The sequence below is a fragment of the Cedecea neteri genome, assembly GCF_000757825.1.
GTDB classification, from domain to species: Bacteria; Pseudomonadota; Gammaproteobacteria; order Enterobacterales; family Enterobacteriaceae; genus Cedecea; species Cedecea selenatireducens.
In genome coordinates, this window is the sequence record NZ_CP009451.1 from 12250 (window position 1) to 32696 (window position 20447).

Consider the following 20447-nt stretch of genomic DNA (forward strand, 5'->3'; position numbering starts at 1 on the left):
ATACTTCATCAGGCCCATGCCTTTTGATTTCAAAGTATCTGAGACGCCTGTGAAGGCGACACCCGAGGAAGCTCAATGAGCGAAAAGTTACAAAAAGTGCTGGCTCGCGCTGGCCATGGTTCCCGTCGTGAGATTGAAACCATTATCTCTGCTGGTCGCGTAAGCGTTGATGGCAAAATTGCCACGCTGGGCGATCGGGTTGAAATTACCCAGTCGCTTAAAATTCGCATCGATGGTCATTTGATCTCGATTCGTGAGTCTGCGGAACAAATCTGCCGCGTGCTGGCCTATTACAAACCGGAAGGTGAGCTGTGTACCCGCAGCGATCCGGAAGGGCGCCCGACGGTGTTTGATCGTCTGCCGAAGCTGCGCGGTGCTCGCTGGATTGCCGTAGGGCGTCTGGACGTCAACACCTGCGGTTTACTGCTGTTCACTACCGACGGCGAGCTGGCTAACCGCCTGATGCACCCGAGCCGTGAAGTGGAGCGTGAATACTCCGTTCGCGTCTTTGGTCAAATAGATGACGATAAAGTAAAGCAGCTTTCTCGCGGCGTGCAGCTTGAGGATGGCCCTGCGGCATTCAAAACTATCAAGTTCACCGGTGGCGAAGGCATTAACCAGTGGTACAACGTGACCCTGACCGAAGGCCGTAACCGTGAGGTTCGTCGCCTGTGGGAAGCGGTTGGCGTGCAGGTTAGCCGCCTTATTCGCGTTCGTTATGGCGATATCAAACTGCCTAAAGGCTTGCCGCGTGGCGGTTACACTGAGCTCGATCTGGCCCAGACAAACTACCTGCGTACGCTTGTCGAGCTGCCGGAAGAAACCAGCAGCAAGGTGGCGGTAGAAAAAGATCGTCGCCGTATGAAGGCGAACCAGATTCGCCGTGCCGTTAAGCGTCACACTCAGACCACCGGCGGCAATCGTCGTTCCGGCGGTCGCAGTAACGGTTAATCCCCTTCATTCCCGGTGAATCCTCGCCGGGAATGTCTCTCCTGATATTCCTGTTTGAGACAACTCTCACACTTTCGCACAAAGACAAAAAACAGGAAATAGCTCGACAAATAACGCAAAGTAATGGTTTTGCACCCTCCTTATACTGGCTGAACATTGTGTAATGTGCGGAGGGGAACATGAATTCTGTGCAGAAGTTATCGGCAAGCTATGTGGCGATCGGCTTAAAAGAAAAAGTCGGTTATGGGTTAGGGGATTTTGCCTCTAATTTATCATTTGGGTTTGTATCACTATTCTTGCTTTTCTTTTATACCAATATATATGGGATTAGCGCCGCGCAGGCCAGCGTGATATTTGTTGTGGCTCGCATCATTGATGCCATTTTTAATGTGGTCATTGGGTTTGCTATTGATAAGACGCACAGCCGCTACGGGAAGCTAAGGCCCTGGATATGCTACGGCGCGATTCCCTTAGGTTTGCTGACCGTATTGTGTTTTTTCCCCTTCGGCGGCGGCGCAAAATTCTATTTTGCCTTTATCTCTTATACGCTTTACTGCCTCGCATATACGGCAGTAAATACGCCATATTCGGCGTTAACGAACCGCATCACGCAGCATGAAGCCTCGCGTGCCTCGCTTTCGGTCTATCGATTTGTGTTGGCGATCCTGGGTTACCTGATTGTATCAACCACGGCCGACTGGATTATATCGCCTTTTACCGATAAGCAGTACGGCTATGTCTTTGCCGTGTCATGCTTCGCACTGCTGGCTACCTTCATGTTTATGCTGTGTTTTGGCATGACGAAGGAAAGGGTCACGGAAGAGAGCACACATTCACCTGGGCTGCGTGAAATGCTCAGGGCCGTCACCGGGAATAAACCGCTTATTCACCTGTCATTGTTCACCGTATTTTTCTACATTGCCTATACGGTGTGGATGGCGATTGCTATCTATTTTATAAAATACATTATTGGTAACCAAGGGTTTACCGCGACTTTTTTCATTATTCAGTCGGCCGCTTATATTGTGGGGACGGTTTTGTGCGAAAAATTAATTACCCTAATGGGGAAAAAGAAAATGACTCTGTCAGCATTGCTACTCGGTGTGTTGGGTGTGCTAATGCAATATTTCATCGCCGGAGATAATATTTGGTTAATTATGACCGGTGTCTGCTTATACAGCATTACGCTGGGTATCGGATTTGTTGCAATGTGGTCGATGATAGCCGACACGGTTGAATATGCCGAATGGCATCATGGCGTTCGTACTGAAGGTGCTATATATGGTTTCTATAATTTTATCACCAAAATTGCGATGGCCATCGGCGGTGGCTGTGCAGGGTGGATGCTTGATTATTACCACTATGATGCCGGTAATATTAGTGCCAGCGCTATCAACGGTATCAATATTATGATGACGTTATTTCCAGGGGCGATGTTCGCACTCAGCGCGATTTTTGTTGCCTGTTATTCCCTTGATGAAAATAAATACCGCGATATCGTTCATAAACTGAGTCTGCGCAAGCAGGAAACGCTTTAACTTCTGGGGATTAGCAAAATGAATGCTGACTTTCACGCAATGCTTGCGGCAATGACGACCAATGAAAAAGTGACCTTACTGAGCGGTAGCGGCCTGTGGCGCACAGCCTCTCTGCCACAGCACGGCATCCCAGATATCGTCATGACTGATGGCACTTATGGCGTACGTTACAGCAGCGCTCAAATCGACGGCCAGCAGAAGTGGAGCATGGATGATTTTATCTCCGTGATCACGCAAACGGCCGACCGGGCAGGTGCGGTAGAGGATGAACAGAAAGGAGGAAGCGAGGCCTTATTCAGCGCTTCTTTGCCTGCTACCTGCTTCCCTAACGGCTCAAGCCTGGCGTGCAGCTGGGATATTGACCTGGTGCAAATAATGGGGCAAGCGTTAGGGCTTGAGTGCCAGAAAATGGGCGTGGGGATTTTGTTAGGACCGGGAATTAATATTCGACGTACTCCGCTTGCTGGTCGGGGATATGAGTATTACTCCGAGGATCCGGTTGTCAGCGGCGACATCGCAGCGGCCCTGATTAATGGCCTGCAGGCAGAGGGCGTGGGCGCCAGCCTCAAGCATTTCGCCGCCAATAATTCAGAGTTTCGCCGTACCGAAATGGACTCAATAGTAGACGAACGTGCGCTACGAGAAATTTATCTGGCAGGATTTCAGAGAGCGATTGCCAAATCGAATCCGTGGACCGTGATGTCCTCCTATAATCGGCTAAATGGCGTTCAAACCTCTCAGGATCCTTTCTTGCTCACTAAAGTCCTTCGAGATGAATGGGGCTATAGCGGCCTGGTGATGTCGGACTGGTACGGAATTAAAGACCGTCCCGCCTCGCTGATGGCAGGCAATGATTTAGCCATGCCGGAAACGGCACGGGATAAGAAAACATTGCTGGCGGCTATCGAGGCCGGTGAAGTGCCGCTAAGCGTGGTTGACAGCGCCTGTCTGAGAATGCTCGAACTCATTGATAAAGTAGAACGCCATCGGCGCAGAGATGCCGTTGCTGATTTCCCCGCACACCACGCCCTTTCGCAGAGGCTGGCGGCAGAGTCGATTGTATTATTGAAAAACGAAGACGACCTGCTTCCGTTACGGCCCGATAAAACTCCCCGTATAGCGGTGCTGGGCAAACCAGCACAACAGCCTGTTATTCAAGGATCAGGTTGCGCCACTACGGTGCCGTATTTCCTCGATCGCCCTCTCGATGAGATCTTCGCGTTGGCGGGAGAGGCGTTTACGGTTTCGTGGGCTGAAGGCACACCGGACGATATACAGGCAGATGCGCAGGCGCTTCAGGAAGCGATAACCGTCGCACGAGAAGCGGATGTCGCGGTCGTCTTTGTCAGTACTGCCGTCGGCGAAGATGGTGAAAACGGCGACCGTCAGGATCTGAATATTCTTGCTGTCCACGAGCAGCTTATCCGCGAGGTTGCTGCTGTGCAGCGCAACGTCGTGGTCGTGCTGGCCAACAGCGATGCGGTGGTGATGCCGTGGCTGAGCGAATGCAAAGCCTTGTTGGAGACCTTTTTTGCCGGGCAGGGAATGGGGGGCGCCGTGGCGGAAATTTTGTTTGGCAAGCGTAATCCCTGCGGCAAGCTCACTGTCACCGTTCCGAATACGCTGGAAGAGACGCCGGCCTGGCTGCATTATCCAGGGGAAAATCTGCAGCACCATTACAGTGAGGGATTATTTGTCGGTTATCGATATTATGACAAACGCCGCCTGACGCCGCTGTTTCCTTTTGGCTTCGGCCTGAGCTACACGCGTTTTGCGTATGACAGGATTGAACTTTCTACTGAGCAATTGGGTGATAATGAGACCTTAACGGTTAGCGTGGATGTGACGAACTGCGGCAACTACGCGGGTAAAGAAATCGTGCAGCTTTACGTCCGTGCGCCAAAAGGGGAACTGATTCGTGAGGAAAGGGCGCTGAAAGCCTTTAGTAAAATCCTCCTTGAGCCAGGAGAAACGCGGCGTGTGAACCTCCAACTGCCTGTTGCCGAGCTGAGCTGCTATCATCCGGGTCTGGCAAAATGGCTAATAACGCCCGGCCGCTGGCAGGTGTATGTTGGCGGGTCGTCACGCGATTTACCGCTGAGTGCCGGGTTTAATGTTGACTGCGAGGAGCAATACATGACGCTTCGTGATGATAACTCGCTGCAGCAGTTGATTCAGCAGCCGGAAGTCTTCGATCGCGTAGTGGCGTTGGTTGCCGGGAAAAGCCTTGTGCCGCCAGAGGTTGTGCGGGAGAAGCTGACCAGGGTTGCACCGGACCTCTTTTGCGGCTTATTCATCGCGCTTACCGAGTTTCTTGGGCTGGATATTGAGCGAGATGAGTTAAACGCCGTGCTCGCCGGGGAATAATAATGAACAGCCACAGGGGGCGCCGTGTTTTCTTTTTCAGCTATTCATGCCGGGTCGGCAATAACAGAAGGGCGGCAGCTCAACGCGAGTGGCTATGAGCTGATTGCTTTCGACGCCGAAAAGCTGAATGTCTTTGCCGCTGAGGTGCGTTACTGCGAGCCTCACTGGCACCCGGCACCTGAGCTTGTCACCGTCCTTGCGGGGCGTTTTACCCTGTCCGTAGGCATGCAGTCTATTGAACTGAATAAGGGCGGAATGCTCTATATTAATGCCCAGGAGGTCCACTCGCTATGTGCGGAGGAAGAGGGCAGTACGCTGGTCACGGTGCAGTTTTCCTCGGGTCTGTTCGACGAATTACATCCGGCACCGGACATTGACTGGTGTCGCCCGGATGGGGTTACGGACAGCGCTGACAGGGTCGTTCATCAGCGACTAAAAACGCTGATTGAACACCTGATAGACGACCGTGCGCCTTTCCAGCGTATTGCTGCAATTTATTTGCTGCTGGATGCGCTTGTAACGGCAGGAAAGCCGGTGGGTCGAGTCGAGAGCGCGCAGCGTGAAGTGGCGATGATCAAGAAAGGGATTGAGTTTATTAACCAGCGATTTGATCAGCCCCTCAGCCTCGCCGAGGTCGCCAGCTATATCGGGGTCAGCTATTCATGGTTTTCGCGGCAGTTTAAGAAAGTGAGCCGCCATAACTTTAAAGAATACCTGACCCTGGTAAGGTTAAATAAAGCCCGCACGCTGCTCAAAGACACGCGTTCGCCTATCACCACCATTAGCCACGCCTGCGGTTTTCAGGAGCATAAATACCTGATTGCCGCGTTTAATAAGTATTGCGGTTTGACGCCAACGGAGTACCGAAAACGCTTTGTTTCCCGGCAAAGCGCCATCGACAGCAAGCTGGCTCTGGGGGAGGATTGTCTCTGCCTGCCGCTGAATGCGGAGCTGCTTAAGCGACTGGAATTTCAGTAATCAATACCGGGTTGCGCTTTGACCCCGGCGTCAAACGCATGCTTCACCGGGCGAAGTTCGCTTACCGTGTCGGCGATGTCCAGAATCTCGCGATGACATCCGCGTCCGGTGATAATCACCGTCTGGTTTGCCGGACGGCTAGCCAGCGCGCTTAAGACTTCTTCCAGCGGCAGATAATCATAGGCCACCATATAGGTAAGTTCGTCGAGGATAACCATATCCAGCGCAGCGTCCGCCAGCATGCGTTTACCCTGCTCCCATACCGCCAGGCACGCGGCCGTATCGGTTTCACGGTTCTGTGTCTCCCAGGTAAAGCCGGTTGCCATCACCTGAAACTCCACGCCGTGCGGCTCCAGCAGATTACGCTCGCCGTTCGGCCATTGGCCTTTGATAAACTGAATTACTCCGACTTTTTTGCCGTGGCCTACTGCACGGGTGGCGGTGCCAAATGCAGCGGTTGTTTTACCTTTGCCGTTGCCGGTAAAGACTATCAGGATCCCTCGCTCTTCCTGAGCATCCGCAATGCGGGCATCAACCTTTTCTTTTTGCCGCTGCTGTCGCTGCTGGTAACGATCCTCACTCATTCTGAAATCCCCGGTTTGCGGTTAGGCTGGGCGTCAAAACTCATGCCGGTTTTTCGGCGGCTATCGTCGCCCATCAGCCACAGATAAAGCGGCATTAAATCTCGCGGCGTTTTTAGTTTTGACGGATCTTCTGTTGGGAAGGCGCTGGCGCGCATCGCCGTACGCGTGCCGCCGGGGTTAATGCAGTTCACGCGCAGGTTGTGTTGCTTATATTCCTCGGCCAGCACCTGCATCATGCCTTCTGTGGCAAACTTCGATGCAGCATAAGCTCCCCATCCAGCGCGGCCCTGGCGGCCAACGCTGGAAGTGGTGAAGACCAGCGAGCCGGATTCGGATTTGAGTAATAAAGGAAGCAAAGCCTGAGTCAGGAAAAAGGTGGCGTTAACGTTCACCTGCATCACGGCCTGCCAGGTTTCCGGGTTCTGCTTATCCATCGGCACCACGTCGCCAAGAATACCTGCGTTATGCAGTACGCCATCGAGGCGCGGAACCAGCGTAGCGAGCTTGTTTGCCAGGCCGTGGCACTCTTCCGGGGTGGCCGTGGCCAGGTCGAGCGTGAACCAGTGCGCTGGCAGCAGGCCGTGGGACTGGATTTCGCCGGCGACGGCGCGAAGCTTCTGTTCGTTGCGTCCCAGCAGAATGACCGAAGCACCGAAGCGAGCGTAGGTGAGTGCGGCGACACGGCCGATGCCATCGCTGGCGCCGGTGACTAAAATAATTCGGTTTTGCAGTAAGTTATCTTGCGGCTGGTAGTGCACGGTTTTGCTCCTCGCGTGATGCAATATGCTCACGTCTTATTTCTCATTGGGTTACCGGGCTTTATGCCTCAAAGGCGGGCGCATTTCAATCAGCCTGACGGAGACAATGCTCAGGATTAACATTTTGCAAAAGTTTCCCTGCGCCAAACCCTTTAAGGAAGCGCTCTTCCTGCCTTTATAGTTACTTACAGACGAACGTGTACCCGCTCGGGTACACTGGCAGACATTAACAATGCTTAGTGATAAAGGCGGTAAATGTGGATCTGATTGCTAACTATGGGCTTTTTCTGGCTAAAGCGGTAACCCTCGTGGTTGCGATTGCCGCCGTGGCCATTATTTTGGTGAACGTTGCGCAACGTAAGAAACAGGCGCGCGGTGAACTACGCCTGACGAATCTGAGCGAGCAGTATCAGGACGTCAAGCAGGAAATGCAGGTCGCTATGCTCGATCCGCACCAGCAGAAACTGTGGCATAAAGAAGAAAAGAAAAAACTCAAGCTTGAAGCTAAGCAGGCTAAAGCGCGGGCAAAACGTGGCGAAAAAACCAGTTCGGGCAAGCCAACGCTTTACGTGCTCGACTTTAAAGGCAGCATGGATGCTCACGAAGTGAGTTCCCTGCGCGAAGAGGTTACCGCCGTGCTGTCCGTGGTGAAGCCGAAAGATGAGGTTCTGCTGCGGCTTGAAAGCCCCGGCGGCGTGGTTCATGGCTATGGGCTTGCGGCATCGCAGCTTCAGCGTTTACGTGACAAAGACGTCCCGCTAACGGTTGCGGTAGACAAAGTCGCGGCCAGCGGCGGTTATATGATGGCGTGTGTGGCTCAGCGTATTGTTGCCGCGCCATTCTCCATCATCGGTTCGATTGGCGTCGTGGCCCAAATTCCTAACTTCCACCGCCTGCTCAAACGTAATGACATCGACGTTGAGCTGCACACCGCGGGGCAGTACAAACGTACCCTGACGCTGCTGGGCGAAAATACCGAACAGGGACGTGAGAAATTCAGGGAAGATCTGAACGAAACGCATCATCTTTTCAAGCAGTTTGTCAGCAGCATGCGTCCCGCGCTTGATATTGAAGCGGTGGCTACGGGCGAGCACTGGTACGGTACTCAGGCGAAGGAAAAGGGCCTGGTGGATGACGTGGCGACCAGCGATGACCTGCTGTTGGGCATGATGAAAGATTTTGACGCCGTAAATGTCCGATATCTGCAGCGTAAAAAAGTAATGGATCGTTTCACCGGAAGCGCGGCGAACAGCGTTGACCGCCTGCTGCTGCGCTGGTGGCAGCGGGGAGAAAAGCCGCTGCTCTAAAACAATTATTTTCTAAAACAAGGCTGTTCTAAGACCAAAAAAGCGAGGCCCTGAGCCTCGCTTTTCGTTTAGTCCTGCAGCGAATACTTTTCAGACAGGACGTGGGCCAGGTGCTTAAACATATTAAACACCGCCGTGCTCTTCGGCGTCGGCAAGCCCTGTTCGTCCAGGAAGTATTCTCCACTAAAGACCAGCACGCCGTTTTTCGGGGCCACGCCGGTGGCTTCCATCCCGTGCAGGAAATCCTCATGTTCACGAATGATTTTGTTCGCCTCAACGAGGAGGGATTCGCGGTCAATAGGCTGAGTTGTCTCTTGCATGATGTTCTCCTTAAAAAACTGGCGCTAGTTTACGTCCGCTTGAGGGGAAAGGGCAAATTTTCCCTGTAAACCCTGTGGCCTTAAAAAAGTTAACCGTGCTGGCGGGATCCGGTATTGCATGCTAATAAAGTTGCGTAACATATTTTATCAGGTAGAGTGTGACGCTTTCGCAAATCTGGCAACAGAATTGCTTGACATTCGACCAAACTTCCGTCGTGCTATGCCACTTGCGCGAGACTTCTGGCCTTCAATAACCGGCGAGTGAGCCGCCTGTGATGCAGGTTATTGAAAAAAAGAGTTGATCTCCTTCCACACTGCCGCAATATAAAAAAGCGCGTCGCCAGTGGAAGGTGAAAATTTGCGACGTATTCCTGGAAGAATTAAATAGGTAAAGGTGAAAATGGGTAAAGCTCTCGTCATCGTTGAGTCCCCGGCAAAAGCCAAAACGATCAACAAATATCTCGGTAATGACTACGTGGTTAAATCCAGCGTCGGTCACATCCGTGATTTGCCGACCAGTGGATCAACCACCAAGAAGAGCGCTGACTCTGCCGCCGCCAAAGGGACCAAAAAGGTCAAAAAGGATGAACGCGGAGCGCTCGTCAATCGCATGGGTGTTGATCCATGGCATAACTGGGACGCTCGCTACGAAGTGCTGCCGGGCAAGGAGAAAGTGGTCTCCGAGCTGAAATCTCTGGCAGAAAAAGCAGACCACATCTATCTCGCAACCGACCTTGACCGCGAAGGGGAAGCCATTGCATGGCACCTGCGGGAAGTTATCGGCGGCGATGAAACGCGCTATAGCCGCGTGGTCTTTAACGAAATCACTAAAAATGCGATTCGCCAGGCGTTTGAAAAGCCGGGTGAACTGAACATCGACCGTGTTAACGCCCAGCAGGCGCGCCGCTTTATGGACCGCGTAGTGGGTTACATGGTGTCACCGCTGCTGTGGAAAAAGATTGCGCGTGGCCTGTCCGCAGGGCGCGTGCAGTCCGTAGCGGTTCGCCTGGTTGTCGAGCGTGAGCGCGAAATCAAAGCGTTCGTGCCGGAAGAGTACTGGGAAATCGACGCTAACCTGTCGACGCCGAAGGGCAATGCGCTCCCGGTGCAGGTGAGCCATCATAAAGACAAGCCTTTCCGGCCGGTTAACCGCGAGCAAACTATGGCGGCGGTTAGCCTGCTAGAAAAAGCTCGCTACACCGTTCTGGATCGTGAAGACAAGCCAACCAGCAGCAAGCCGGGTGCGCCGTTCATTACCTCCACGCTGCAGCAGGCCGCCAGTACGCGTCTTGGCTTCGGCGTGAAGAAAACGATGATGATGGCACAGCGTCTTTACGAAGCGGGCCACATTACCTATATGCGTACCGACTCCACCAACCTGAGCCAGGATGCGGTGAGCATGGTGCGCGGCTATATCGAAGAGAGCTTCGGTAAGAAATACCTGCCTGCGGACGCGAACCAGTACGCCAGCAAGGACAACTCTCAGGAAGCGCACGAAGCGATTCGTCCTTCTGACGTGTCCGTGCAGGCCGAGTCGTTGAAAGACATGGAAGCGGATGCCCAGAAGCTTTATCAGCTGATCTGGCGCCAGTTCGTGGCCTGCCAGATGACGCCTGCGAAATACGATTCCACCACGCTGACGGTGGAAGCCGGTGAATACCGCCTGAAGACGCGTGGTCGTACGCTGCGCTTTGATGGCTGGACGAAGGTGATGCCTGCGCTGCGTAAGGGCGATGAAGACCGCACTTTACCGGCGGTTAATCCGGGTGAGGAACTGACGCTGGTTGAGCTGCTTCCTGCCCAGCACTTTACCAAGCCGCCAGCACGTTTCAGTGAAGCATCGCTGGTTAAAGAGCTGGAAAAACGCGGTATTGGTCGTCCATCTACCTACGCTTCTATCATCTCCACCATTCAGGATCGTGGCTACGTGCGCGTCGAGAACCGCCGTTTCTACGCTGAAAAAATGGGCGAGATCGTGACCGACCGTCTGGAAGAAAACTTCCGCGAGCTGATGAATTACGACTTCACCGCGCAAATGGAAAACAGCCTGGACCAGGTCGCAAACAATCAGGCCGAGTGGAAAGGCGTGCTGGATAACTTCTTCAGCGATTTCAGCGGCCAGCTTGAGAAAGCCGAGCAGGATCCGGAAGAAGGCGGCATGCGCCCGAATCAGATGGTCCTGACCAGCATCGATTGCCCAACCTGCGGCCGTAAAATGGGGATCCGTACCGCGAGTACCGGCGTGTTCCTCGGCTGTTCCGGCTATGCGTTACCGCCGAAAGAGCGCTGCAAAACCACCATCAACCTGGTGCCGGAGAACGAAGTTCTTAACGTGCTGGAAGGGGATGACGCGGAAACAAACGCCCTGCGCGCCAAGCGTCGCTGCCAGAAATGCGGCACGGCGATGGACAGCTATCTCATCGATCCGAAGCGTAAGCTGCACGTTTGTGGTAACAACCCGACCTGCGACGGCTACGAAATCGAAGAGGGTGAGTTCCGCATCAAAGGTTATGACGGCCCGATCGTTGAGTGCGAGAAGTGTGGCTCAGAAATGCACCTGAGAATGGGGCGTTTCGGGAAGTACATGGCCTGTACCAACGACGAGTGTAAGAATACCCGTAAGATCCTGCGTAACGGCGAAGTCGCGCCGCCGAAGGAAGACCCGGTGCCGTTGCCTGAGCTGCCGTGCGAGAAATCCGACGCCTATTTCGTGCTGCGTGATGGTGCGGCTGGGGTATTCCTGGCGGCAAACACCTTCCCGAAATCTCGTGAAACGCGTGCGCCGCTGGTTGAAGAGCTTCACCGCTTCCGCGATCGTTTACCGGAGAAACTGCGCTACCTGGCCGATGCTCCTCAGGAAGATCCTGAAGGGAATAAAGCTTTCGTACGCTTTAGCCGTAAAACGAAGCAGCAGTATGTCGCTTCTGAGAAAGAGGGCAAAGCGACCGGCTGGTCCGCCTTCTTCGTCGACGGTAAGTGGGTTGTCGGCAAGAAATAAGCCTGCCTGCAAATGAGAAAACCGGAGCCTGTCTCCGGTTTTTTTATGCCGCTTTATATAACTCGTTTATTATCTTTTCATCCCATCTATACAAAGTAGCTATAACTGATATAGTAAGTAAAGCAATGTCAATTTTCGTATTTTCTGCGTCGTAACCCCTGCCATTGAGTGCCGGGGCCTTTGACCCTGGACGGTAAGTCATGAAATTACAGCAGCTTCGTTATATCGTTGAAGTCGTTAACCACAACCTGAATGTGTCCTCCACGGCGGAAGGGCTTTATACCTCTCAGCCGGGGATCAGTAAGCAAGTTCGTATGCTGGAAGATGAGCTTGGGATCCAAATTTTCGCCCGCAGCGGGAAACATCTGACTCAGGTGACGCCGGCAGGGCAGGAAATTATCCGTATCGCCCGGGAAGTGCTTTCTAAAGTCGACGCCATTAAATCCGTTGCCGGGGAGCATACCTGGCCTGACAAAGGCTCGCTGTATGTGGCCACCACGCATACCCAGGCTCGTTACGCGTTGCCCGGCGTGATAAAAGGCTTTATTGAGCGTTATCCGCGTGTTTCTTTGCACATGCATCAGGGCTCGCCGACGCAGATTGCAGAGGCCGTGTCTAAAGGCAATGCAGACTTTGCGATTGCCACCGAAGCGCTGCATCTTTATGACGACCTGGTCATGCTGCCGTGCTACCACTGGAACCGTTCAATCGTGGTCACGCCGGATCATCCGCTGGCCTCAAAAGAGTCGGTCACCATTGAAGAGCTGGCGCAGTATCCGCTGGTTACCTACACCTTTGGTTTTACCGGCCGTTCAGAGCTGGACACCGCCTTTAACCGAGCCGGATTAACGCCGCGTATCGTCTTTACGGCGACCGATGCTGACGTTATCAAAACGTACGTGCGTCTGGGCCTTGGCGTGGGGGTTATCGCGAGCATGGCGGTGGATCCGATTTCCGACCCCGATTTAGTCCGCATTGAAGCGCAGGGCGTATTTAGCCACAGCACCACGAAAATTGGTTTCCGTCGTAGCACTTTCCTTCGCAGTTATATGTATGATTTCATTCAGCGTTTTGCGCCGCATTTAACGCGAGATGTGGTCGATACCGCAGTGGCATTACGCTCAAATGAAGATATTGAAGCGATGTTTAAAGATATAAAATTACCGGCCAAATAATTTCCCAGGGTATCTTCGGTGAATCCGGAGATACCCACTTCATTATTAAATAAGAATTAAACGCATTTCTTCATCTATTCCCATTCCCGCCTAATAAGCCACATCGTGACAATGGTTATTGTGTCGCAATAAAGAGACACAGCTAGTAAATAAGTCGTAGTTGCGCAAATTTGGTGTTTCGATTATTTATTTCAGGTCAAAAGATTAAATCTTTTCTCTTCCCCATAGCGCAATTTTTCTGGCTTTTGAGCTAGAGTTTCTTTAGGATTAATCCCAACTGGCGATTAGTTATACCGATTGTTTGGAAATATTACGATAAGTGGTGTCGATTGTATGAGGCTAGCAATGTCATCAGGAAGTGAGCAACCGCAAAGGGATCCGGCGCTGAAACGCAAGGCGTGGACTGCGGTGTTTTTGGTGTCAGCCTTGTTCTGGCTGGTCGTGGCGCTGGTTGCCTGGAAATTTTGGGGGTAGCTATGTCTACTCGGGATAGGGTTCCTGCACCCAAAGTCGTGGCCCGCACCCGCGGCAAAACGCGAAAAGAAGTAAAAAAAGAGGAAAGCACATCGACTGAAGGCTGGGCGCTGACAAAACAGCAGCAGGCTTTTATCGATTTGTTTTCCGAAGACGACAGCAAAAAACAATAATTTCGTTATTAAACCGTTTATTTTCTCTGCGGCAAAGAAATGCATTTTATTTACCGTAGGGCAACGAATCGTTTACTGATAATTACACACAGCAATACATTCTGGTGACTGCTTAATTAAGCAGTCTTATTGCATATCGCAACATTGAGCAAAACTTATGAATAATCAACGCGCCGTGAAATACTGGTCCTGGATGGGCGCCTTTACGCTGTCTGCTGTCTTTTGGGTAGAAATGTTCCGCGCCTTCGTTAATTAATCATCGCCACGTGCGGCTTACCGCCGCTGCTCTGCCGCACCAAAGACTCCTCTCTGCTTTAAATCTCGCCCTGGCTAACGCCGGGGCGTTTGTTTACTCACGGCTTATTCCCTTCGCGTCATTTATCAATTTGGGTTGTTATCAAATCGTTACGGCAGGTTTGTGTTATCTTTAATAGTGACCCTGCTGATAATCAGGGCACTCGCTATCCCTGTCATAAAGGAGGAGCTATGTCGTTAACCCTACGCGAAGCCAGTAAGGACACTTTACAAGCGCTAAACAAAACCTGGCACTACTACAGCCTGCCGCTGGCCGCAAAAGAGCTTGGGGATATCAGCCGTTTACCTAAGTCGCTAAAAGTTTTACTGGAAAACCTGCTGCGCTGGCAGGATGAAGACTCCGTCACCCGGGAAGATATTCAGGCGCTGGCCGACTGGCTAAAACAGGCCCACGCCGACCGCGAAATTGCCTATCGTCCTGCCCGTGTACTGATGCAGGATTTCACCGGCGTTCCCGCAGTCGTTGACCTCGCCGCGATGCGTGAAGCCGTGAAACGCCTTGGCGGAGATGTGGCAAAAGTGAATCCACTCTCCCCGGTTGACCTCGTAATTGACCACTCCGTGACGGTCGACCATTTTGGCGATAAAGACGCCTTCGAAGAAAACGTTCGCCTGGAAATGGAACGTAACCACGAGCGCTATGTCTTTTTACGCTGGGGGCAGCAGGCCTTTAGCCGCTTCAGCGTCGTCCCGCCGGGCACCGGTATTTGCCACCAGGTCAACCTTGAGTATCTGGGTAAAGCAGTCTGGAGCGAAGAGCAGAACGGTGAGTTTATCGCTTATCCTGACACGCTGGTGGGCACCGACTCCCACACGACGATGATTAACGGTCTGGGTGTACTTGGCTGGGGCGTAGGCGGTATTGAAGCCGAGGCCGCAATGCTTGGCCAGCCCGTTTCCATGCTGATCCCGGATGTCGTCGGCTTTAAGCTCGACGGCAAATTACGGGAAGGGATCACCGCCACTGACCTGGTGCTGACCGTCACCCAGATGCTGCGCAAGCACGGTGTAGTGGGTAAATTTGTTGAATTTTATGGCGATGGCCTTGATTCGCTGCCGCTTGCCGACCGTGCGACTATCGCCAATATGTCACCTGAATACGGCGCCACCTGCGGCTTCTTCCCGATTGATGGCGTAACTCTCGACTATATGCGTCTCAGCGGGCGCAGCGAAGAGCAGGTTGCCCTGGTAGAAGCCTACGCTAAGGCGCAGGGCATGTGGCGTAATACGGGGGATGAACCCGTGTTTACCAGCACGCTGGCGTTAAACATGAACGACGTTGAGGCCAGCCTGGCCGGGCCAAAACGTCCACAGGACCGCGTCCCGCTCGGCGGCGTACCGCAAGCATTTGCCGCCAGCAACGAGCTTGAAGTCAACGCTTCACACAAAGACCGCAACCCGGTTAGCTATACGCTTGCTGGCCGTGAGCACCAGCTGCCGGATGGCGCAGTCGTGATAGCGGCCATTACCTCCTGTACCAACACCTCAAACCCTAGCGTGCTGATGGCGGCCGGGTTGCTGGCTAAAAAGGCCGTCAGCCTGGGGCTGAAGCCACAGCCTTGGGTGAAAGCGTCGCTTGCGCCGGGCTCTAAAGTTGTGTCTGACTACCTGGCAAAGGCGAAGTTAACGCCTTACCTCGATGAGCTTGGCTTTAACCTGGTGGGCTACGGCTGTACTACCTGTATCGGTAACTCGGGCCCGCTGCCGGATCCTATCGAACAGGCGATTAAAAAAGGCGATCTCACCGTGGGCGCGGTGCTTTCAGGGAACCGTAACTTCGAAGGTCGTATTCACCCGCTGGTCAAAACTAACTGGCTGGCATCGCCGCCGCTTGTTGTGGCCTATGCGCTGGCCGGGAACATGAACATCGACCTGACCAAAGAGCCGCTGGGGCACGATAAAAAAGGTGACCCGGTTTACCTGAAAGATATCTGGCCGAGCAGCCAGGAGATTGCTGCCGCCGTGGCGCAGGTGACCACCGATATGTTCCGCAAAGAGTACGCGGAGGTGTTCGAAGGCACTGAGGAGTGGCGCAATATTAAGGTGGAACGCTCGGCTACCTACGGCTGGCAAGATGACTCGACCTATATCCGGCTGTCGCCGTTCTTTGATGATATGGGCATAGAGCCTAAACCTGTGGAAGATATCCACGGTGCTAAGGTACTGGCGATGCTCGGGGACTCGGTAACCACCGACCACATTTCCCCGGCTGGGAGTATTAAACCTGACAGCCCGGCAGGGCGTTATCTGCAAGGGCATGGCGTTGAGCGCGGGGATTTTAACTCCTACGGCTCGCGGCGCGGTAACCACGAAGTGATGATGCGCGGGACGTTTGCCAACATTCGTATTCGCAACGAAATGGTGCCGGGCGTGGAAGGAGGCATGACGCGGCTATTGCCGGGCGAAGAAGTGCTTTCAATTTACGACGCAGCGATGCGTTACAAAGAGCAGGGCACGCCGCTGGCGGTGATTGCCGGGAAAGAATATGGCTCCGGCTCAAGCCGTGACTGGGCTGCCAAAGGTCCCCGGCTGTTAGGCGTTCGGGTGGTGATTGCCGAATCGTTCGAGCGAATTCACCGCTCTAACCTTATCGGCATGGGCATTTTGCCGCTGGAATTCCCGCAGGGCGTCACGCGTAAAACGCTTGGCTTAACGGGCGAAGAGAAGCTGGACATCAGCGGGCTTAATCAGCTCCAGCCGGGTACAGATGTCCCGGTTACGCTGACCTTCGCCGACGGGCGTAAGCAGGTGGTTGATTGCCGCTGCCGTATTGATACCGGCAATGAGCTTACCTATTTCCGTAACGATGGCATCCTGCATTATGTGATCAGGAATATGCTGAAGTAAGAAACGAAAAAGCCCCTGAAAAGGGGCTTTGAGACGGCTGACAAAGTTCATTGTTCTAAAAAAGTCCGAACCCAGGTCTACTAAAAACAATGAGTAATGTTCTCTGGTTTGCCCCAAACAGTCGAAAACCACGTTTTTCGGCTGTTTGTCATCAATCTAAAGCCCCTGAAATGGACTGACCCCATAAAGTTGGACAGTTCATGTTAAGCGGCTATCGGGGTCTGGGTTCGGTATTCTACCGGACTCAGGCCTTTTAATTTCAGACTGATCCGCTCGTTGTTATAGTAATGGATATAGTCCTCTATCGCCTTCCTCAGTTCATTCAGATCGCTGAACCTGTTCAGGTAAAAACACTCCGATTTCAGTGTGCCGAAGAAGTTCTCCATCACCGCATTATCCAGACAGTTTCCTTTGCGCGACATACTTTGTGTCATGCCCTGTGCCTTTAACCTTGCCTGATAGCCTGCCATTCGATATTGCCAGCCCTGATCCGTGTGCAGCAAGGGGCTATCTTCCGGGCTGAGCTTCAGGAACGCATCGCGCAGCATGCTATTAACCATCTCCATCACCGGCCTTTCCGACAGGCTGTAGGAGATAATCTCCCGGTTAAACAGATCGAGAACCGGCGACAGATACAGCTTTTTACCCTGTACTGAGAACTCGGTGACATCCGTGACCCATTTTTCGTTGGCTTTCGATGCCCCGAAGTTCCGGCCCAGGATATTGGGTGCAGCCTTGCCCACTTCCCCTTTCCAGGCACGATATTTCTTCACCCTTATCAGAGAGCGGAGCGACAGTTCTGCCATCAGCCGCTGTACAGTTTTATGGTTCACCAGCAGACCCTGCCTTCTCAGCGAGAGCGTGATCCTGCGGTAGCCATAACGCCCTTTGTGATAGTGATAAATCTCTCTGATTTTGGCTTTCAGCCCGGCATGCCTGTCTGCTCGCTTCAGCGCATTGATATTGTGATACCACGTACTGCGGGACATGCCCGCTGCACGAAGAAGATCACTGAGCGCATACTCCAGCCTTAGTTCGTTGATTATTGCGGCTTTCCGCCGTTTTTCTCGCTTTGAACTAAGGCCTTCAGCTTTTTTAGATAGGCATTCTCTGCTCGCAGGTAACGAAGTTCAGCCCGCAACTCTTCGGGAGATAACTTATCCAGCGCAGCATCGGTAAGTGGAGGTGTTTTTTTGGGTTTTGTCATGTCCTTGCTCCGGCCAGGTTTTATGCTCAGAAGTCCTTTTTCACCTGCGTCTTTGTAGACATTCACCCAGTGCCGGACAACGGTTTCAGTGGAGATATTAAACCGTGCGGCAGCTTCGCGCATCGAAAGTTCTTCAGCGAGAACCGTGCGTACGACAGCAATCCGGAACGCCGGAGAATGGCGGTCATTTTTCCAGGTAATGCCATCAATACCGTGGAGTTGCCAGGCTCTTACCCAGCGTCGCACTGATGTTCTTTCAACACCAAAACGTTCAGCGGTACGATGTGTTCCATCTTTTCCGGCAAGGTAGTGTTTGACTACAGCTAATCTGGTTTCGAGGGAATATTTTGGCTTTGCCATAAAAAACTGCACCTTACTCAGTTGGGTGTCCAACTTTTGGGGTGCAGTCCAAAAAGGGGCTTTTCTGTAACAGGAACTCGATTACTCTGACAGCAGATGGCCCATTTTGGCCGCTTTGGTGTCCAGGTAGTGCGCGTTCTTCGGATTACGGCCGACGATTAGCGGCACTCGCTCAACGATGTTGATCCCGGCTTCGGTCAGGATCTCGACTTTTTTCGGGTTGTTGGTCAGCAAACGCACGGCATCAACGCCCAGCAGTTTGAACATATCGGCGCACAGCGTAAAGTCACGCTCATCGGCGGCAAAACCGAGCTGATGGTTAGCTTCTACCGTGTCGTAGCCTTTATCCTGCAGCGCATAGGCGCGGATTTTATTCAGCAGACCAATATTACGGCCTTCCTGACGATGGTAAAGCAGAACGCCACGGCCCTGTTCGGCAATCTGAGTCAGCGCTGCTTCAAGCTGGAAGCCGCAGTCGCAGCGCAGGCTGAACAGGGCGTCACCGGTTAAGCACTCGGAGTGAACGCGCGCCAGAACAGGATCTTCTCCGCTGATATCACCGTAAACCAGAGCAACATGATCCTGCCCCGTTGCCACTTCTTCAAAACCCACCATCAGGAAATCGCCCCATGGGGTTGGCAGTTTGGCTTCTGCCACACGTTTAAGCTGCATGTGATTCTCCAGGTACTTATTTCGACACCGAGGTGTCTGCCAGAACTCTGGCCTGTACGTTAATGCCGGATATTTTGCCATAACGCGAGGTACTTCGCTTCATTGGCGGGTGAAAAAGCCATTTTTGCCAATTACTCCCACGCGGTTTAGCCATCTCTAACGTTTTTCGGTTATTCTTTAAGGGCTTTCACTACCATGAGGTCTTCATGCAGGCAATAGCAAAACGCATCACAGCGGGCACAATTCTTCTTTTAATCATGCCGTTAAGCGTCTGGTTCAGCGGCTGGCAATGGGCACCGGGTGGCAATGAAAGCGTGTTAAAAATGCTTTATTGGGTCACTGAAACCGTGACTCAACCCTGGGGAGTCATTACCCATGTTGTTCTTTTCGCCTGGTTTCTGTGGTGCCTGCGTTACCGCCTGAAGCCTGCGCTGATGTTATTTGCTATCCTTGCGGCAGCTATCCTTATAGGTCAGGGCATTAAGTCCGTTATTAAGAATAAAGTGCAGGAACCCCGGCCGTTTGTCGTATGGCTCGAAAAAACTCACCATATCCCCACTGACGAGTTCTACAATTTAAAGCGTACGCAGCGTGCGGAGTTAGTCAAAGCGCAGCTAGAAGGGCAGCAAGAAATTCCCGGCTGGTTACGCCAACACTGGCAGTTTGAAACCGGCTTTGCTTTTCCTTCAGGCCATACGATGTTCGCGGCAAGCTGGGCGCTTTTGGGCGTAGGATTGCTTTGGCCACGCAGGCGGAAAGTTACGTTGGCCGTTTTGCTGCTATGGGCAACCGGCGTCATGGGCAGCCGTTTACTGCTGGGCATGCACTGGCCGCGTGACTTAGCCGTAGCCACGGTTATCTCCGCGCTGTTAGTGACTCTGGCTACCTGGCTTGCTCAGCGCTGGTGTGGACCGCTTACACCTCCGGCTGAAGAAGACCAGGAAATAGCCGAACGAAGCGAAAAAACTTGAGAATAGTGTTTTAACCCCCATTTCTTATGAATTGGCGGTGGTTTTTGGATTCCCCGGTTTCGCCTGAAATGGTAGTTTATACCTCCGGGATTCATTTTTGGCCTGGCTGAGTCCTCTGTGACCACATAACGGGATGTAATGTGAAATATTTATTCATTTTCTTACTGGTACTTGCCATCTTCGTGGTGTCCGTCACGCTGGGCGCGCAAAACGATCAGGTGGTGAACTTTAACTACCTGCTGGCGCAGGGCGAGTATCGTGTTTCAACTCTGCTGGCCATACTGTTTGCCGCAGGGTTTATCATTGGATGGCTGATCTGCGGTCTGTTCTGGCTGCGAGTCCGCGTTTCGCTGGCCCGTGCCGAGCGCAAAATTAAACGTCTTGAGCAGCAGGTAACTCCCGCCGCTGATGTTTCGGCACCCGTTGTGCCGGCTGTGAAGGAATAATCCTCT

Annotated in this window: 18 protein-coding genes; 13 read left to right on the plus strand and 5 right to left on the minus strand. The window is 52.9% G+C overall.

Annotation, left to right across the window (positions count from 1 at the left end; genetic code table 11):
• Positions 1–75: 75 nt before the first annotated feature.
• The 4 genes from rluB (at position 76) to JT31_RS00085 (ending at position 5834) form a co-directional block, all read left to right on the plus strand.
• Positions 76–951, plus strand: a complete 876-nt coding sequence (rluB, locus tag JT31_RS00070; protein ID WP_038471880.1) for a 23S rRNA pseudouridine(2605) synthase RluB — start codon at positions 76–78, stop codon at positions 949–951.
• 179 nt (positions 952–1130) lie between these two features.
• Positions 1131–2489: an MFS transporter gene (locus tag JT31_RS00075; protein ID WP_038471883.1), complete on the plus strand. Its 1359-nt coding sequence runs from the start codon at positions 1131–1133 to the stop codon at positions 2487–2489.
• Between the two features lie 18 nt (positions 2490–2507).
• Complete coding sequence (locus JT31_RS00080) at positions 2508–4856, plus strand: beta-glucosidase (protein WP_038471886.1); 2349 nt, start codon at positions 2508–2510, stop codon at positions 4854–4856.
• A gap of 24 nt (positions 4857–4880) precedes the next feature.
• Positions 4881–5834: an AraC family transcriptional regulator gene (locus tag JT31_RS00085; RefSeq protein ID WP_038471890.1), complete on the plus strand. Its 954-nt coding sequence runs from the start codon at positions 4881–4883 to the stop codon at positions 5832–5834.
• Here the strand turns inward: JT31_RS00085 and cobO are convergent.
• Both cobO and JT31_RS00095 read right to left on the minus strand, forming a co-directional pair.
• Positions 5828–6418: a cob(I)yrinic acid a,c-diamide adenosyltransferase gene (gene cobO / locus JT31_RS00090; RefSeq protein ID WP_038471893.1), complete on the minus strand. Its 591-nt coding sequence runs from the start codon at positions 6416–6418 to the stop codon at positions 5828–5830. The genes JT31_RS00085 and cobO overlap by 7 nt on opposite strands.
• Positions 6415–7176 (minus strand): YciK family oxidoreductase, encoded by a 762-nt coding sequence (locus tag JT31_RS00095; RefSeq protein ID WP_038471896.1) that lies wholly within the window; start codon positions 7174–7176, stop codon positions 6415–6417. Before JT31_RS00095 ends, cobO begins: the two co-directional genes overlap by 4 nt.
• A 257-nt stretch (positions 7177–7433) precedes the next feature.
• On the opposite strand from JT31_RS00095, the gene sohB reads away from it, so the two are divergent.
• The gene (sohB, locus tag JT31_RS00100; protein WP_038471899.1) at positions 7434–8483 is read left to right on the plus strand and encodes a protease SohB; all 1050 of its coding nucleotides are present in this window, start codon (positions 7434–7436) and stop codon (positions 8481–8483) included.
• A 68-nt stretch (positions 8484–8551) separates the two neighbouring features.
• Here sohB and JT31_RS00105 read toward each other — a convergent pair whose 3' ends face one another.
• On the minus strand, positions 8552–8803 hold the full coding sequence (locus JT31_RS00105) for a YciN family protein (RefSeq protein WP_038471902.1): 252 nt from the start codon (positions 8801–8803) through the stop codon (positions 8552–8554).
• Between the two features lie 400 nt (positions 8804–9203).
• On the opposite strand from JT31_RS00105, the gene topA reads away from it, so the two are divergent.
• From topA to acnA, 6 genes are all read left to right on the plus strand, one after another.
• Entirely contained in the window at positions 9204–11801 is a 2598-nt protein-coding gene (gene topA / locus JT31_RS00110) for a type I DNA topoisomerase (protein ID WP_038471906.1), read from the plus strand.
• 200 nt (positions 11802–12001) lie between these two features.
• Positions 12002–12976: an HTH-type transcriptional regulator CysB gene (cysB, locus tag JT31_RS00115; RefSeq protein ID WP_038471909.1), complete on the plus strand. Its 975-nt coding sequence runs from the start codon at positions 12002–12004 to the stop codon at positions 12974–12976.
• Positions 12977–13321: 345 nt separating this feature from the next.
• Positions 13322–13450 carry a YmiA family putative membrane protein gene (locus tag JT31_RS22845; RefSeq protein WP_071842910.1) on the plus strand — a complete coding sequence of 43 codons (129 nt, stop codon included), beginning with the start codon at positions 13322–13324 and terminating at the stop codon, positions 13448–13450.
• A gap of 2 nt (positions 13451–13452) precedes the next feature.
• Positions 13453–13623 (plus strand): hypothetical protein, encoded by a 171-nt coding sequence (locus JT31_RS23855; protein ID WP_158399815.1) that lies wholly within the window; start codon positions 13453–13455, stop codon positions 13621–13623.
• A 157-nt stretch (positions 13624–13780) separates the two neighbouring features.
• Positions 13781–13879 carry a small membrane protein YmiC gene (gene ymiC / locus JT31_RS24005; RefSeq protein ID WP_235212905.1) on the plus strand — a complete coding sequence of 33 codons (99 nt, stop codon included), beginning with the start codon at positions 13781–13783 and terminating at the stop codon, positions 13877–13879.
• A 230-nt stretch (positions 13880–14109) separates the two neighbouring features.
• Positions 14110–16785, plus strand: a complete 2676-nt coding sequence (gene acnA / locus JT31_RS00120) for an aconitate hydratase AcnA (RefSeq protein WP_038471912.1) — start codon at positions 14110–14112, stop codon at positions 16783–16785.
• Positions 16786–16988: 203 nt separating this feature from the next.
• Here acnA and JT31_RS23605 read toward each other — a convergent pair.
• Together JT31_RS23605 and ribA are read right to left on the minus strand one after the other, a co-directional pair.
• A protein-coding gene (locus tag JT31_RS23605; RefSeq protein ID WP_144244011.1) for an IS3 family transposase occupies positions 16989–18352 on the minus strand; the annotation gives its coding sequence in 2 pieces (ribosomal slippage) (positions 16989–17875 and positions 17875–18352; 1365 coding nt in all).
• Positions 18353–18433: 81 nt separating this feature from the next.
• Complete coding sequence (gene ribA / locus JT31_RS00135) at positions 18434–19024, minus strand: GTP cyclohydrolase II (RefSeq protein ID WP_038471924.1); 591 nt, start codon at positions 19022–19024, stop codon at positions 18434–18436.
• Positions 19025–19230: 206 nt separating this feature from the next.
• Here ribA and pgpB point away from each other — a divergent pair, with 206 nt between their 5' ends.
• Positions 19231–19995, plus strand: coding sequence for a phosphatidylglycerophosphatase B (gene pgpB / locus JT31_RS00140; protein WP_038471928.1), 765 nt, complete (start codon positions 19231–19233; stop codon positions 19993–19995).
• 140 nt (positions 19996–20135) lie between these two features.
• Positions 20136–20441, plus strand: coding sequence for a LapA family protein (locus JT31_RS00145; RefSeq protein WP_038471931.1), 306 nt, complete (start codon positions 20136–20138; stop codon positions 20439–20441).
• The last annotated feature ends 6 nt before the right edge of the window (positions 20442–20447 follow it).

What these genes read in the sequence shown, in the direction of transcription:
- rluB (WP_038471880.1), top strand. Translation starts at nt 76, where the DNA reads ATGAGCGAAAAGTTACAAAAAGTGCTGGCTCGCGCTGGCCATGGTTCC.
- JT31_RS00075 (WP_038471883.1), top strand. Translation starts at nt 1,131, where the DNA reads ATGAATTCTGTGCAGAAGTTATCGGCAAGCTATGTGGCGATCGGCTTA.
- JT31_RS00080 (WP_038471886.1), top strand. Translation starts at nt 2,508, where the DNA reads ATGAATGCTGACTTTCACGCAATGCTTGCGGCAATGACGACCAATGAA.
- cobO (WP_038471893.1), bottom strand. Translation starts at nt 6,418, where the DNA reads ATGAGTGAGGATCGTTACCAGCAGCGACAGCAGCGGCAAAAAGAAAAG.
- JT31_RS00105 (WP_038471902.1), bottom strand. Translation starts at nt 8,803, where the DNA reads ATGCAAGAGACAACTCAGCCTATTGACCGCGAATCCCTCCTCGTTGAG.
- topA (WP_038471906.1), top strand. Translation starts at nt 9,204, where the DNA reads ATGGGTAAAGCTCTCGTCATCGTTGAGTCCCCGGCAAAAGCCAAAACG.
- cysB (WP_038471909.1), top strand. Translation starts at nt 12,002, where the DNA reads ATGAAATTACAGCAGCTTCGTTATATCGTTGAAGTCGTTAACCACAAC.
- JT31_RS22845 (WP_071842910.1), top strand. Translation starts at nt 13,322, where the DNA reads ATGTCATCAGGAAGTGAGCAACCGCAAAGGGATCCGGCGCTGAAACGC.
- JT31_RS23855 (WP_158399815.1), top strand. Translation starts at nt 13,453, where the DNA reads ATGTCTACTCGGGATAGGGTTCCTGCACCCAAAGTCGTGGCCCGCACC.
- ymiC (WP_235212905.1), top strand. Translation starts at nt 13,781, where the DNA reads ATGAATAATCAACGCGCCGTGAAATACTGGTCCTGGATGGGCGCCTTT.
- acnA (WP_038471912.1), top strand. Translation starts at nt 14,110, where the DNA reads ATGTCGTTAACCCTACGCGAAGCCAGTAAGGACACTTTACAAGCGCTA.
- ribA (WP_038471924.1), bottom strand. Translation starts at nt 19,024, where the DNA reads ATGCAGCTTAAACGTGTGGCAGAAGCCAAACTGCCAACCCCATGGGGC.
- pgpB (WP_038471928.1), top strand. Translation starts at nt 19,231, where the DNA reads ATGCAGGCAATAGCAAAACGCATCACAGCGGGCACAATTCTTCTTTTA.